Genomic DNA, 14,100 nt, shown 5'->3' on the forward strand with positions numbered 1-14,100 from the left:
CGAAACTTCCGGAATCCCGGCGAGCCGGACGGCGAACCCCCGACGCCGCCGTCGGCGGATGCTGTAGGGCCGGGGCCGGGACGAGTGTGCGGACGCCGCTTGCTCGACTTCTCTCCTCGCGCGGACGCCTTGGACTGGCGAGCTGTATCGCGAACTCCGGAGTGTTTCCGGTCGACGCGACAGCTTGTCAAGCCCAAACGGGAGGTGCTGTTTGTGGACAGATCAGCGACAGACCTTGACCAGTGGGCCCCCGGTTCCTAGCTTGTGGCGTCAAAGCATTCGGAAATTCTTCGAAACGTTTCGTGATTGTCCCTGCCCTCGGCACGTCTTTCCGCGGTTCATCGAGGTCACCTCACCCCCGCCACCCAAAGGAGGCCCTCTGATGTGGTTTCGCCACCCGTCCCCGGTCCGTCCAAGACGCTTACTCGCCATCCTTGCGCCCTTGCTGCTCGTGGCTGCCTTCCTCGGTGCCCAGCCCGCCGGCGCGGCGACCGTAGACTCCAACGCCTCGTATGTGCTGGTCAACCGGAACAGCGGCAAGGCCCTGGACGTCTACAACATGGCGACCGGCGACGGCGCCCGCATCACCCAGTGGACCAGGAACGATCAGAACCAGCAGCAGTGGCAGTTCGTCGATTCCGGGGGCGGCTACTACCGCATCAAGTCCCGCCACTCGGGCAAGGTGCTGGACGTCCACAACTGGTCCACCGTGAACGGCGGCTCGATCGTCCAGTGGGCCGACATGAACGCCACCAACCAGCAGTGGCGGCTGGCCGACAGCCCGGACGGCTACGTGAGGTTCATCTCGCGCCACAGCAACAAGGCCCTCGAAGTACAAGGCGCCTCCACCGCCGACAACGCGAACATCGTCCAGTACGACGACTGGGGCGGCACCAACCAGCAGTGGCAGCTCGTCAAGGTCGGCGGCGACAACCCAGGCCCGTGCGATCTTCCGTCGACATACCGCTGGACATCAACCGGCGCGCTGGCGCAGCCCAAGGCTGGATGGGCCTCGCTCAAGGACTTCACCGTCGCCCCCTACAACGGCAAGCATCTCGTCTATGCGACGACGCACGGCGCGGGACCGGGAACGGGCTGGGGTTCGATGAACTTCGGCCTGTTCACCAACTGGCCGGAGATGACCTCGGCCAGCCAGAACACAATGTCGGCTTCCACCGTCGCGCCCACGCTCTTCTACTTCGCGCCGAAGAACATCTGGGTGCTCGCCTACCAGTGGGGCGGCGGGAGCGCTTTCTCCTACCGAACATCGAGCGACCCCACCAACCCCAATGGCTGGTCATCCCAGCAGGTGCTCTTCTCCGGAAGCATCACCGGCTCCGGAACAGGACCCATCGACCAGACGCTCATCGCTGACGGCACGAACATGTACCTGTTCTTCGCCGGTGACAACGGCAAGATCTACCGGGCCAGCATGCCGATCGGGAACTTCCCGAGCAGTTTCGGCTCGGCCTACACAACGATCATGAGCGATACGGCGGACAACCTGTTCGAAGCCCCGCAGGTCTACAAACTACAGGGCCAGAACCGCTACCTCATGATCGTCGAGGCGAGGGGCTCGCAGGGCCGCTACTTCCGCTCGTTCACGGCCACCAGTCTGAACGGCTCATGGACACCCCAGGCCGCGACCGAGAGCAACCCCTTCGCCGGCAAGGCCAACAGCGGCGCCACCTGGACCAACGACATCAGCCATGGCGAACTGATCCGCACCAGCGCCGATCAGACCTTCACCGTCGATCCCTGCAACCTGCAGTTCCTCTACCAGGGACGCAACCCCAACTCCGGCGGCGACTACGGCCAATGGCCCTACCGTCCGGGTCTGCTGACACTGCGGCGCTGAGGGCGTGACACGAGTCCGGCTCTGGTAGGGAGCCGGCGCGGCGGGCTCGGCGGAAGACCGAGCCCGCCCGGGTCACGCGACAAGTCAGCGCTCATACGGCGACGGAGCGTGGGGTATCCGGACGTTCCCGGGCCGACGGCTCCAACGAGCCAAACGTGGCCACGCTTTACGCAGGTCAGCAACGCGTGACGCCTGTACCACCAGCAGACGAAGAACCTGCTGGTGTCGTACTCGCCGAAGAAGCTGAGCTTTTTCTGGACACCGAAGAAAGGGCGCCTGACCTGGGCAGATGTCCGTCAGGCGCCCTTCGCCGCGCACAGCTGGGTGGCGTCCCGCTGTGTGGTGTAGGGGATCTCCGCGGTTGAGTGTGCGGGTTCTGCTCCCTTGGGTGCACCGTCTGCCGGTGACTGCTCCCTGCTCAACTGGCAGGCCACCGTGCAACTGTCCGGAGTGAACGGGCAGTTCGACCCCAGGGGGTGCACGGTGGCCTTGTCCCAGCATGACCTACTTCGCCTGCTTGAGTCACTACGTTCGGCGGATGGTCTTGAACTCGTCCGCGAGGTCGCCGAACGGCTGCTGCAGGAACTGATCCAGGCCGAGGCCACCACAAAGATCGGCGCCGAGCCGGTCGAGGGCGGCAGGGCCGGGGAAGACATGGACGACGTCGGCCCGCCGTTTGATCTCCCGGTTCAGCCGCTCCAGCGCGTTGGAGTTCCAGATCTTCTTCCAGTGGGCCGGTGGGAAGTCCGCGAACGCGGTGATATCCGTCGCGCCGTCCAGCAGCATGGTCTTGACCCGAGGGAAATGCCGTCCGATCATGTCGGCCATCACGCTCAGCCGGGTGCGGACGGCCTCGGCGGTCGTCTGCGCGAAGATCGTGCGGATGGTCGCGGCGACCATCTCCCCGGAACCCTTCTGCAGGTCACCGAGGCAGCCGGGGTGAACATCCAGGCCCTGCGCCATTACGAGCGGCGTGGCATGGGTGCCGCGCGATCTCGGGCTCGATCTGTTCGACACGCGCGCCATGGCACGCGGTGGGCGAGCCAGAGCTTCAGCAGCTTGGCATGGCGGTCACTGAAGCCGGACACATTCTGTGACTCGGCGCTCCCGACGGGCACCCGCTCAGGCGAGGGTGACCTCGACGGGCAGTTTCTTGATGCCGTTGACGAAGTTCGAGCGCACGCGGGGCACGTCGCCGGCCAGACGGATGCTTGCCAGGCGCGGGATGAGTTCCTCGAACATAATGCGGATCTCGGTGCGGGCGAGCAGGTTGCCCAGGCACAGGTGCGGGCCGCCCTTGCCGAAGGTGACGTGGTCGTTGTGCTGCCGGGCGACGTCGAAGTCGTACGGGTTGCCGAAGACCTCCTCGTCGCGGTTGCCGGAGGCGAACCACATGACGACCTTGTCGCCTTCCTTGACCCGCTTGCCGCCGAGTTCGACGTCCCGGGTCGCGGTGCGGCGGAAGTGGTAGACGGGTGAGGCCCAGCGCAGGAACTCCTCGACGGCCGTGGGGATCAGGGAGGGGTCCTCCTGGAGGCGGGCGAGCTGATCGGGGTGCTGGAGGAGGGCCAGCATCGAGTGGGTGATGGTGTGCCGGGTGGTCTCGTTGCCGGCCACGACCAGGAGCAGGAAGTAGTTGTCGAAGTCCTGGGCGGAGAGCGGGACTCCGTCTCGTGGGGTGGTGTTGACGAGTTTGGAGACGAGGTCGTTCCCGTCGCCACCGCGTCGCTGCCGGGCCAGTTCCCGCCCGTACTCGAAGACCTCCAGGGAGGCCGGCGAGCGGAACGGCAGGTCGCGGTACTTCTCGCTCTCCTCGCTGTTCAGCAGCACGTCGGCGTAGTCGGGGTCGGTGTTGCCGATGATCCGGTTGCCCCAGTCGATGAGCTGCTGGTTGTCCTCGGCCGGTACGTCGAGGAGTCGGGCGAGGACGTTGATGGGGAAGTCGGCGGAGACCTCCTCGACGAAATCGAAGCTGCCCTTGGTGAGGGCCGCGTCCAGGGTCTTGGCCGTCAGGCCTCGTAGGAAGTCGCCGTAGCTGTTGATGACGGCCGCCCCGAACTGCCTCTGGATCACGCTGCGCAGCGCGCGGTGGCGGACGCCGTCCAGCTCCAGGATGGAGGCCCGCTTCTTGATCTGGTCGTCGTCGACCTCTTCGAGGTTGACGAACCGGGTGGAGGTGAAGGTCTCGGCGTCGCGGTCGACACGGGCGATGTCGGCGTGCCGGGTCACGGCCCAGAACCCGGAGTTGGGGGCCTCCTCGGGCTGCCAGTGGACGGGGTCCTGGTGGCGCAGGGTGTGGAACATGCGCCAGGGCGTGGTGCCGTCCGCGAAGTGGTCGAGGTCGGCGAGGTTCACCTGTTCGATCGGGAGTGGCTCGGCGAGGGCGGCGCGCAGCTCGGCGCCCGTGGTGGGAGTCGTGGACGTGGTGGCGGGCGTGGCGGGGCTGGTCATGGGTGGGAACTCCTGGGCGGGCTCGAGCCTTGAGGAACTGGCTGGGCTGTCGAAGGGGGCGTCCGGCCTACAGGTGGTGGGCGTACTCGGTGAACTCCCAGTCGGTGACGTGTCGCCCGAAGCGCTCGACCTCGTCCCGCTTGTAGGTGAGGAAAGACGTGGTGAAGGCCTTGCCGAGCAGGTCGGTCAGGGCGGTGTCCGCCTCCAGCGCGTCGAGCGCGGCGGACAGGCTCATGGGCAGTACGGCCGACTTGCCGGTGTCGTAGCCATAGCCCTCCAGCGGGGCCGGCGGCTCCTCGCCCGCCCCGATGCCGAGCAAGGCCGCGGCGAGGGTTCCGGCGATCAGCAGGTAGGGGTTGGCGCCCGCATCCCCCAGCCTGAGTTCCAGCCGGGCACCGGAGCCGCGCTCGGGCGGGATGCGGACCATGGCGCTGCGGTTGTCCAGGCCCCAGTCGACCAGCCAGGGGGCGAGGGTGTCGGGGCCGAAGCGTTTGTACGAGTTGACCGTCGGGTTGGCCAGCGCGGCGAGGGCGGGTGCGTGCGCGAGGATGCCGGCGACGGCGTGCCGAGCCTCGGCCGAGAGGCCGTAGGCGCCCGCGGGGTCGTCGAAGGCGTTGCGGCCTGCGGCGTCCTCGCACGAGAGGTGGATGTGGAAGCCGGAGCCGCCGGCGTCGTTGAAGGGCTTGGCCATGAAGGTGGCGAGACGGCCTTCCCCGCGGGCCAGCTCCTTGACGGCGGCCTTGAAGCGGAAGGCCCGGTCGGCGGCCGACAGCGCCTCTGAGTGCAGCAGGTTGATCTCGAACTGTCCGCCGTCGAACTCGTGGTTGCCGCTGAGCACACCGAGGTTCAGGTCCCGGACGTGCCGCAGTGTGCGCAGGAGGTGGTTGTCGGGGTCGGCGCGCAGCCCTGCCGTGTAGACGACACCCGCCTCCCGTCCGTACCGGCGCCAGCCTCCGGCGGGATCCGGCTCGCACAGGAAGTACTCCAGCTCGGGTCCGACGACCGGCCGCAGGTTCAGTTCCCGGCACCGGGCGAGGACGCCCCGCAGGAGGTCGCGCGGTGACTCGGGTGCCGGCGATCCGGTGGCCGGGTCGACGACGTCCGCGAGACACGTGGCGACGCCCGGCTCCCACGGCAGTGCGGCCAGCGTGTCGAGATCGGGTCGCACGGTGATGTCCGGCAGTCCGGCGTCCAGGCCGCCGCCGACCGGGACGACGTCGCCCTGCGGGCTGGTGTGGTAGACGGCCCGGCAGAAGGCGAGCCCGTGGTCCATGGCGCGGGGCAGCTCCTCGAGCAGCACGTCACGGGCGCGCTCGGTGCCGAGGAGGTCGGGGTAGGTCACCCGAACCACGTCGATGCCGTCGGCGGCGAGCCGCTCCATGTGCCGGCGGATGTCTGGGCTGTCGTGAGCGCTCACCGATTCTCCTCGGGCGGATGGGGTGGGTGGCGGGAGGACGACGCGAGAGCCGGAGTGCGGGGGCGGGAAGGAACTCCGAAAGCAGTCGTTTGACTCCGAACGGTATGGAGGGTGCTCGCCTTCCCGCAAGGGGCACTCCAGAAAATTTATCCACCTGGACAGGTATTGACCAGGACCCTGCCACTTCCTATGTTGTTTGAAGCCAAACGAGCTAGGGGTGCAGCTCCATCGCACCCCTTTGGCCGAGAGGCCCGGTCACTCCGGCCGGGCCCCTCCCCACCCCCTTCGCCCTGCTCCGACGCCCTCACCCTCTGGAGGAACGGCCATGAAGGTCGTCGTCGACATGAACAAGTGCCAGGACCACGGCCAGTGCGTCTTCGCGGCCCCGGACGTCTTCTCGATGGACGACGACGGCCACCTCGCCTACGTCCCCGACCCGGACGACGCCCTGCGCGACGAGGTCGAGGAGGCCGCCGACGTGTGCCCGCTCCAGGCCATCCGGATCGAGGACTGAGCACAGTGACCGCACGCATTCTGGTCGCCGGAGCCTCCCTGGGCGGCCTGCGGGCCGCCGAACAGCTGCGCGCGGCGGGCTGGACCGGCGCCGTCACGGTCGTCGGAGACGAGCCCCACATGCCGTACAACCGGCCACCGCTGTCCAAGGAAGTACTGGCCGGCAGGGCGCCGTTCGCGTCGCTGGCCTTCACGCCCAAGGTCGCGGCGGAGGACGTGGAGTGGCTCCTGGGCACGAAGGTCGTCGCGGCCCGGCTCGCCGAGCGGACGGTCGAACTCGACGACGGCTCGACGGTCTCGTACGACGGACTAGTCGTCGCCACCGGCGTGCGACCCCGGCGGCTGCCCTGCCCGGGGCCCCTGACCGGCCGCCATACGGTCCGTACGCTCGCCGACGCCCAGCGCCTGCGGGACGAACTGACCCGGCCCGGCGCCCGGGTGGTCGTGGTCGGTGCCGGCTTCATCGGCTGCGAGGTCGCCGCCACCGCTGTCGGGCTCGGTGTCGCCGAGGTGACGGTCGTCGACCCGCTGCCGCTGCCCATGGTCGGGCCGCTCGGTCCGCTCCTCGCCCGCGCCCTGCTGCGGCGGCACGAGGAGCGCGGGGTGCGGTTCGCGCTCGGCGTCGGCGTGACCGGCTTCGAGGGCGAGGACCGGGTCACCGGCGTGCGCCTCGCCGACGGAGCCGTGCTGCCCGCCGACGTCGTGGTCGAGTCCGTCGGCTCGGTCGCCAACGTCGAGTGGCTGGAGGGCAACGGGCTCGACCTGTCCGACGGCGTACTCACGGACGAGCAGCTGCGGGTCGGGGGGCGGCCGGAGGTGATTGCGGTCGGTGACGTGGCGCGTTTCCCCAACGCCCGCTACGACGGCGTACCGCGCCGGGTCGAGCACTGGTCGATCCCGACCGACACGGCCAAGCACGCCGCGAAGGCCCTCGTCGCCCATCTCCACGGAAGGGAAAAGGAGTTGGCTCCCTTCACCCCGCTGCCCACCTTCTGGAGCGACCAGCACGACTTCCGGCTGCAGTCCTTCGGGGCACCCGTCCTCGGTCTAAACGACGTCCGCGTCCTCGACGGCGATCCGGAGGGGGACGTCCTGGTCGGCTACCACGTCGACGGACGGCTGACCGGGGTCGTCGCGCTCGGCGGCCACGCCGTCGCCACGAGCGCCGCCCGTTACCGCGCCCAGCTGTTGAAGCAGCCCGCGCTCACCTCGTAAGGAGTCTCGGCCATGACCACCCTCCGCGGTTATTTCCACCCCAAGACGGCGACGGGCACCTCGTCGCTGATTCCCTCGCCGCCGTGGCACTACTCCGGTGACCTGGTCACCGTCGAGTACCGCACCGATCCCGCGCGGGTGCGTGAACTGCTGCCGGAGTCACTTGAGTTGGCCGAGGAGGACCCCGGTGCGGTGGCCTTGATCTGGGCCGACTGGCAGTCCTGCTCGGGGTCCCGGGAGGAGCTCCTGGATCCGGTGCGCTCCCAGTACAAGGAGGCCTTCGCCGTCGTGCGCTGCTCGTTCCGCGGGCAGACCTACTCGCGCTGTGTGTACATCTGGGTCGACAAGGACTTCGCGATCGCGCGCGGGCTGCACCAGGGCTATCCGAAGAAGCTCGGGTCGATCCATCAGACGCGTCCGCACCCCTACGGACCCGCTCCGCGGATCGCGGCGGGGGCGCGTTTCGGGGCCACGCTGGCCGCGGCCGACCGGCGTCTCGCCCAGGCCGTGGTGACGCTGCGGGAGCCGTCGGAGACGAACGGGTTCGTCAACGCCCATCCCATGGCGCATCACCGGTGGCTGCCGTCCATCGAGAAGGGCAAGGGGCTTGCTCTGGACGAGCTGATCGAGACGGGGGCGGCGGCCTTCGAGGCCGGGCAGGCGTGGGTCGGTGATGCCGAGCTGGAGCTTTTCGAGGCACCCACCGAGGAATTGGCCCGGCTGGAGATCCGGGAGCCGATCGCCGCGTACTACCGGCAGGTCGGGGTGGTGTGGGACGGCGGTCGACTGCTGGAGGCCGGTACCTCCGGCGCGGCTGCCGAGTGAGGCCGGCGGTCGGCCGCGGGTTCGTCGTGCCGGCTCGCGCCCGCGCGGCGAAGCCGCGGATCTGATCCAGCCCCGCGCCTCCAGGTGGGTCACCCTTCCCTCGTACAAAAGGAACTCTTCTGATGCCTGACAAGATCACCGTCGCCGGAGTCTCCGTCGACACCCGGCACTGGATCGGTGGCCGGCGGGTCGCCTCCGGGGACACCTTCACGGACGTCTCACCGATCGACGGCAGCGTCCTCGGTGAGATCTCGCGGGGTACTCCGGCCGAGGCCGCCGCCGCCGTCGCCGCCGCCAAGGCCGCCTTCCCCGCCTGGGCCGCCACCCCCCGGGCCGAACGCGCCCGCATCCTGCACGCAGTCGCCGACGGCGTCGAGAAGCGTCTCGAAGAGCTCGCCGTCGTCGAGACCACCGACAACGGCGCCCTGCTCCGCTCCCACCGCCGCGGCGTCATGCCCCGCGTCGCCCACAACTTCCGCTTCTTCGCCGACTGGCTGCTCACGCTGGAGCACGAGGACTTCGAGACCCGCGGTCACCGCAACCACGTCAGCTGGGACCCGGCGGGTCCGTCCGTACTGATCACCCCGTGGAACGCCCCGCTGATGCTGGCCACCTGGAAGGTCGCGCCCGCCCTCGCCGCCGGCAACACCGTGGTCCTCAAGCCCGCCGAGTGGTCGCCGCTCACCGCGTCGCTCCTCGCCGACATCGCGGCGGCGGCCGGACTGCCGGCCGGTGTCCTCAACGTGGTGCAGGGCTACGGCTCGGAGATCGGCGACGCGCTCACCTCCCACCCGGACGTACGCCGGATCAGCTTCACCGGTTCCGTGCCGACAGCGCGGCGGATCGCCGCGTCGGCCGCCGCCAACCTGACCCCGCTGAGCCTCGAACTCGGCGGCAAGTCACCCCTGTTGGTCTTCGCCGACGCGGATCTCGAGCTGGCCGTCGATCTCGCCGTCGAGCAGTACGACAACGCCGGGCAGGTCTGCCTCGCCGCGACCCGCATCCTGGTCCAGGAGTCGATCGCCGAGGAGTTCACCCGCCGGTTCGTCGAGAAGGCCGCCCGGCTCACCCAGGGCGACCCGCGCGACGAGGCCACCGACATCGGCCCCACCATCCACCCCCGCCAGCTGGAGAAGATCGACAGCTTCGTGCGGCGGGCGATCGAGGCCGGAGCCCGAGCCGTCATCGGCGGCCACCCCGCGGACGGCAGGTACTACGCGCCGACACTCCTCACCGATGTCGCCCAGGACAGCGAGATCGTGCAGGAGGAGGTCTTCGGACCGGTGCTCACCCTCCAGACCTTCGCCACCGAGGAGGAGGGCGTCCGGCTCGCCAACGACACCCGGTTCGGTCTGGCCGCCACCGTCGCCACCGGCGACCGCGACCGCGCCGAGCGCGTCACCGCCCGGCTCGTCGCCGGGACCGTCTGGGTCAACTGCTTCTTCGTACGCGACCTCCAGGCACCCTTCGGCGGCTCCCGTCTCTCCGGCGTCGGGCGCGAGGGCGGTAACTGGAGCTTCGACTTCTACTGCGACCTCAAGAACACCGTCACCGCCCCGAAGGGATGGCAGGACCATGGGTGAAATCGTCGGGGCGGGCCTGCTCGCCCACGTCCCCACCATCGTGCTGCCCGAGGCGGACCGCCTGGAGCTCAACGAGGGCAAGGAGATCACCCTCGTCACCGGCCTCCACCAGCTCCGCAGGGAGGTCTTCGAACGCGATGCCGCCGACGACTACGACACCGTCGTCGTCCTCGACTCCCACTGGGCCACCACCGTCGAGTTCGTCGTCACCGCGCAGGCCCGCCGCGCCGGTCTGTTCACCTCCGAGGAACTGCCGCGCGGCATGTGCCGCATGCCGTACGACTTTCCCGGCGACCCCGAACTCGCCCACAACATCGCCTCGTTCGCCGACCGGCACGGCACCTGGATCACCCCGATCGAGGACGACTACCTGCCGATCTACTACGCCACCATCAACCTCTGGAAGTTCCTCGGCGAGGGCCTGCCCGACAAGCGGTGGGTCGCCATCGGGGTCTGCCAGACCGGCGACATGGAGGACCACCTGCGCCTGGGCCGCGCGCTGGCCGACGGCATCGCCGCCACCCCCGGCCGCCGTGTGCTGCTGATCGCCTCCGGCGCGCTCTCGCACACCTTCTGGCCCCTGCGCGAAATCCGCGACCACGAGGCCAGCGACCCGGTCCACATCCGCACGCCCGAGGCCCGCGAGGCCGACTACGAGCGCATCGCCTGGTTCAAGGAGGGGCGCCACGACAAGGTGCTCGCCACCATGGACGAGTTCTGGAAGTACAAGCCCGAGGCGAAGTTCTTCCACTACCTGATGATGGCCGGCGCTCTCGGCGAGCAGGCGTGCACCGCGAAGGCCCGGCAGTACGGGGAGTACGAGAACTCCGTCGGCACCGGCCAGGTCCACCTCTGGTTCGACCGCCCCGCGGACGGGTGGACCGGCACCGGTCTCCCCACGCCCCCGTCGCCCCGCACCCCGCACAGCCGCGACTAGACGCCCCCGAAAGAGGCCCGCCATGCCCGAGTACCGCCGCATCCTCCTGGACGGCGCCGTCGTCCAGGTCACCGTCGAGGGCGAAGAACTCGCCGCCGGGGACGGCCGCCGCGTGAAGATCGAGGAGGCGCACCATCTGCCCCCGGTCGTCCCTTCCAAGGTGATCGCCGTCCACCTCAACCACCGTAGCCGCGTGGACGAGTTCGGCATCGACCTCCCCGACACACCCACCTACTTCCACAAGCCGACCTCCGCCCTCAACTCCCACAAGGGCGCCGTCGTCCGCCCCGAGGGCTGCAGGTGGCTCAACTACGAGGGCGAGGTCGCCATCGTCATCGGCAAGACCGCCCGCAACATCTCCCCGGCCGAGGCAGGCGAGTACATCTCGGGCTACACCGTCGCCAACGACTACGGCCTGCACGACTTCCGCGACACCGACGCCGGCTCCATGCTCCGCGTCAAGGGCTCCGACACCCTCTGCCCGCTCGGCCCCGGCCTGGTCACCGACTGGGACTTCCACGGCAAGCGGCTGCGGACCTACGTCAACGGCGAGGTCGTGCAGGACGGCTCGACCGACGAGATGACCTGGGACATGCACTACCTCGTCGCCGACATCGCCCGCACCATCACCCTGTATCCCGGCGACGTACTGCTGTCCGGGACGCCGGCCAACTCCCGGCCCGTCCAGCCCGGTGATGTCGTCGAGGTCGAGGTCGAGGGGCTCGGCAGGCTCACCAACCACATCGTCACCGGCCCCACCCCCATCCGCACCGACGTCGGCGCCCAGCCCACCGAGTCCGAGGAGGTGCTGTCCACGGCGCTCGGCGGCGACTGGGAGTTCCGTGGGATCCGTCCGCCCCGGCGATGAGCGGACGCGGCGCGGCACCGTGCCGGGGCGCGGCGAGGAGGCGGGCCCGTGCGACACGGCGGTGCCGTCCTCGGTGCGCGGAGGGGCAGGTAGGGTCGCTGCCATGACCGAGTCCGCGCCGCTCCCCGATGGCCCAGAGCCACGGCGGCGCATGGGCTACGGGGAGGGCCGGGAGGCCCTGCTCAACGCCGCCGTGCGGGTCGTGGCCCGCGGCGGACTGCGCAAGCTCACCTACCGGGCCGTCGCGCAGGAAGCGGGCGCCACGCACGGGCTGGTGGTCCACCACTTCGGCTCACGGGACGCGCTGATCGAGGAGGCCCTCGCGCACGCGATCCGCACCTCGCTGAACACCAGCGCCCTCGAACCCGGAACCGGCGAGGTCGCCGACTTCTCGGCCGGACTGTCCGAGATGGTCACGGCCGATCCGGACATACAGGCCTTCCAGTACGAGCTCCTGCTGGAGGCGCGACGCCGGCCCGAACTGCTGCCGCAGATCCGGGCGTTGTACGACGGCTACTTCGACGCCACCGAGCGCGAACTGTCCCGGATCCTCCCCCGCGACGCCGGTCACCCCCTGACCCGGCTGGTCTTCGCCGCCCTGGACGGGCTCGTGCTGCACCAGCTCGTCTTCGGCGAGCCCGGGGTCACGGACTCGGCCGTCGAGGAGCTTCGTCATCTGCTCCGGTTGCTCCAGGCCCCCGATTCCACCGGTCGGGAATCCGGCTCGCACACCGACGGCTGACTCCCGGACCCGGCTCTGCCGCGACCCTGGACGTCTGTGGTCCAGGGTCTCTCTCTCGCGCCGTGCGGTCGTCCGGGGAATCCTCACCCAACCCCTTGCCAAACGGATAGTTCCCGCCCACCATGAGGCAACTCGTTTGGCCCGAAACGACCCTCCCCTTCCCTGGCAGGTGATCCGAGTGGACAGTCAGACAGCGGTCGACAACCAGACCGCGGCCGGCGCCTCCACCGCAGGCAAGCTCAAGCCCAACTCCCTCGGCGTTCTGGGCATCCTCTTCTTCGTCCTCTCCGCCCAGGCGCCGCTCACCGGCATCGCGGGCTCCGTCCCCATATCCGTCGCCATCGGCAACGGCCCCGGCACCCCTGCCGCCTACGTGGCGGCCGGCGTGATCACCCTGCTGTTCTCGGTCGGCTTCGTGGCCATGGGCCGCCACGTGGTGAACGCCGGCGCCTTCTACACGTACATCGGCAAGGGCCTCGGCCGTCCTCTCGGCACCGGGAGCGCCGGGATCGCGCTGTTCGCCTACTGTGCGATCCAGGCCGCCATGTACGGCCTGTACGGGGCGACCGTGAGCGGCCTGCTGGCGGACCACGCGGGGGCGGACGTGCCCTGGTGGCTGTGCGCGGTGGTCACGATGGCGGTCGTCCAGATCCTGGGGGCCTCGGGGATCGAGATGGGCGCCAGGCTGCTGGCGGTCCTGGTCCTGGCAGAGTTCAGCATCCTGGCCGTCTTCGCCCTGGTCACCTTCTTCAAGGGCGGCGGACCCGAGGGCCTCGGGTTCACTCAGTCGTTCTCGCCGGGAGCAGCCCTGAAGGGGGCGCCGGGCGTGGCGCTGATGTTCGCGGTGGCCTCGATGGTCGGCTTCGAGGCCACCGCGATCTACGGCGAGGAGGCGCGCGAGCCACGCAGGACGGTGCCGCGGGCCACCTACCTGGCCGTCGCACTCGTCACCGGCTTCTTCGCCTTCACCTCCTGGATGCTGATCTCCGCTCACGGCCCCTCGAAGGCGACCGCGGCCGCCGGCCGGGCACTGGAGAGCGGGGACTCGACGGCCTTCGTCTTCGCGCCGATCGCGGACCAGTTCGGTGGCTGGGTGAACGACGTCCTGCCCTTCCTCCTGGCCACCTCCCTGTTCGCGGGCATCCTCGCCTTCCACAACTCCGCCAACCGCTATCTGTTCTCCCTCAGCCGCGACGGGCTGCTGCCCCGCCGGCTGACGTCGATCAACCGCCACCACTCCCCCGGCGTGGCGGGCTGGGTCCAGACGGCCGTCGCCGTTCTCCTCGTCGTCCCGTTCGCGCTGACCGGCAAGGACCCGGTACTGACCCTGTTCTCGTGGGGCAGCGGAGTGGCCGTCCTGGGGATCATGCTGCTGTACTTCCTGACCTCGGTCTCCGTGCTCGCCTTCTTCCGCCGGGTACGCCTGGACACCCGGCCCTGGAACACCCTGATCGCCCCCGCCCTGGGCGCCCTCGGCATCGTCGGCGCGATGTGGCTCGTCGTCGAGAACTTCACGACACTCATCGGCGGGGAACGGAGTACGGCCGTCTGGCTGGAACTGACCGTCCCGGTGGTCCTGCTCGCGGGAGTGGCCGCGGCCCGGCTCACCCGCGGCAGGGCGACCCCCGACGGCTGACGACAGGACCGCTGACGGCTGACGGGCATCGTCCGTCGCGGCTGGGCGAGGGCCG

At 69.6% G+C, this 14,100-nt stretch carries 11 protein-coding genes and 2 pseudogenes; 10 read left to right on the top strand and 3 right to left on the bottom strand.

The annotated features are described in order from the left end of the window. Positions 1 to 382 precede the first annotated feature (382 nt). Entirely contained in the window at positions 383 to 1,858 is a 1,476-nt protein-coding gene (locus AC067M_RS26555; protein ID WP_478699536.1) for a non-reducing end alpha-L-arabinofuranosidase family hydrolase, read from the top strand. A 483-nt stretch (positions 1,859 to 2,341) separates the two neighbouring features. Beyond that, a pseudogene (locus AC067M_RS26560) lies at positions 2,342 to 2,479 on the top strand (IS256 family transposase); the annotation flags it as partial. On the opposite strand, the pseudogene AC067M_RS26565 reads toward AC067M_RS26560, so the two are convergent. The 3 genes and pseudogenes from AC067M_RS26565 to AC067M_RS26575 all read right to left on the bottom strand — a co-directional run. Further along, positions 2,474 to 2,785 (bottom strand): annotated as a pseudogene (locus AC067M_RS26565) (transposase); the annotation flags it as partial. The pseudogenes AC067M_RS26560 and AC067M_RS26565 sit on opposite strands and share 6 nt — an antisense overlap. A gap of 195 nt (positions 2,786 to 2,980) precedes the next feature. Beyond that, positions 2,981 to 4,309 (bottom strand): cytochrome P450, encoded by a 1,329-nt coding sequence (locus AC067M_RS26570; protein ID WP_478699537.1) that lies wholly within the window; start codon positions 4,307 to 4,309, stop codon positions 2,981 to 2,983. A gap of 67 nt (positions 4,310 to 4,376) precedes the next feature. Then, positions 4,377 to 5,690 carry a glutamine synthetase family protein gene (locus AC067M_RS26575; RefSeq protein ID WP_478699630.1) on the bottom strand — a complete coding sequence of 438 codons (1,314 nt, stop codon included), beginning with the start codon at positions 5,688 to 5,690 and terminating at the stop codon, positions 4,377 to 4,379. Between the two features lie 361 nt (positions 5,691 to 6,051). Between AC067M_RS26575 and AC067M_RS26580 the strand changes: the two genes are divergently transcribed. From AC067M_RS26580 to AC067M_RS26615, 8 genes are all read left to right on the top strand, one after another. Beyond that, entirely contained in the window at positions 6,052 to 6,240 is a 189-nt protein-coding gene (locus AC067M_RS26580; protein ID WP_478699538.1) for a ferredoxin, read from the top strand. Positions 6,241 to 6,245: 5 nt separating this feature from the next. Then, entirely contained in the window at positions 6,246 to 7,454 is a 1,209-nt protein-coding gene (locus tag AC067M_RS26585) for an NAD(P)/FAD-dependent oxidoreductase (protein ID WP_478699539.1), read from the top strand. A 12-nt stretch (positions 7,455 to 7,466) separates the two neighbouring features. Further along, positions 7,467 to 8,279, top strand: coding sequence for an acetoacetate decarboxylase family protein (locus AC067M_RS26590; RefSeq protein WP_478699540.1), 813 nt, complete (start codon positions 7,467 to 7,469; stop codon positions 8,277 to 8,279). A 122-nt stretch (positions 8,280 to 8,401) separates the two neighbouring features. Then, positions 8,402 to 9,862, top strand: coding sequence for an aldehyde dehydrogenase (locus AC067M_RS26595; RefSeq protein ID WP_478699541.1), 1,461 nt, complete (start codon positions 8,402 to 8,404; stop codon positions 9,860 to 9,862). Further along, positions 9,855 to 10,799 carry a 3,4-dihydroxyphenylacetate 2,3-dioxygenase gene (locus AC067M_RS26600; RefSeq protein WP_478699542.1) on the top strand — a complete coding sequence of 315 codons (945 nt, stop codon included), beginning with the start codon at positions 9,855 to 9,857 and terminating at the stop codon, positions 10,797 to 10,799. Before AC067M_RS26595 ends, AC067M_RS26600 begins: the two co-directional genes overlap by 8 nt. A 22-nt stretch (positions 10,800 to 10,821) precedes the next feature. Then, on the top strand, positions 10,822 to 11,667 hold the full coding sequence (locus tag AC067M_RS26605) for a fumarylacetoacetate hydrolase family protein (RefSeq protein WP_478699543.1): 846 nt from the start codon (positions 10,822 to 10,824) through the stop codon (positions 11,665 to 11,667). Positions 11,668 to 11,770: 103 nt separating this feature from the next. Next, positions 11,771 to 12,409, top strand: a complete 639-nt coding sequence (locus AC067M_RS26610) for a TetR/AcrR family transcriptional regulator (protein WP_478699544.1) — start codon at positions 11,771 to 11,773, stop codon at positions 12,407 to 12,409. A 178-nt stretch (positions 12,410 to 12,587) separates the two neighbouring features. Next, positions 12,588 to 14,045 (top strand): APC family permease, encoded by a 1,458-nt coding sequence (locus AC067M_RS26615; RefSeq protein WP_478699545.1) that lies wholly within the window; start codon positions 12,588 to 12,590, stop codon positions 14,043 to 14,045. Positions 14,046 to 14,100: the final 55 nt, after the last annotated feature.

The sequence above is a fragment of the Streptomyces sp. NPDC043427 genome, assembly GCF_056436655.1.

Excerpts from the sequence above, each read along its gene's own strand:
- AC067M_RS26555 (WP_478699536.1), top strand. The coding sequence starts at position 383 with ATGTGGTTTCGCCACCCGTCCCCGGTCCGTCCAAGACGCTTACTCGCC.
- AC067M_RS26570 (WP_478699537.1), bottom strand. The coding sequence starts at position 4,309 with ATGACCAGCCCCGCCACGCCCGCCACCACGTCCACGACTCCCACCACG.
- AC067M_RS26575 (WP_478699630.1), bottom strand. The coding sequence starts at position 5,690 with ATGGAGCGGCTCGCCGCCGACGGCATCGACGTGGTTCGGGTGACCTAC.
- AC067M_RS26580 (WP_478699538.1), top strand. The coding sequence starts at position 6,052 with ATGAAGGTCGTCGTCGACATGAACAAGTGCCAGGACCACGGCCAGTGC.
- AC067M_RS26590 (WP_478699540.1), top strand. The coding sequence starts at position 7,467 with ATGACCACCCTCCGCGGTTATTTCCACCCCAAGACGGCGACGGGCACC.
- AC067M_RS26595 (WP_478699541.1), top strand. The coding sequence starts at position 8,402 with ATGCCTGACAAGATCACCGTCGCCGGAGTCTCCGTCGACACCCGGCAC.
- AC067M_RS26600 (WP_478699542.1), top strand. The coding sequence starts at position 9,855 with ATGGGTGAAATCGTCGGGGCGGGCCTGCTCGCCCACGTCCCCACCATC.
- AC067M_RS26605 (WP_478699543.1), top strand. The coding sequence starts at position 10,822 with ATGCCCGAGTACCGCCGCATCCTCCTGGACGGCGCCGTCGTCCAGGTC.
- AC067M_RS26610 (WP_478699544.1), top strand. The coding sequence starts at position 11,771 with ATGACCGAGTCCGCGCCGCTCCCCGATGGCCCAGAGCCACGGCGGCGC.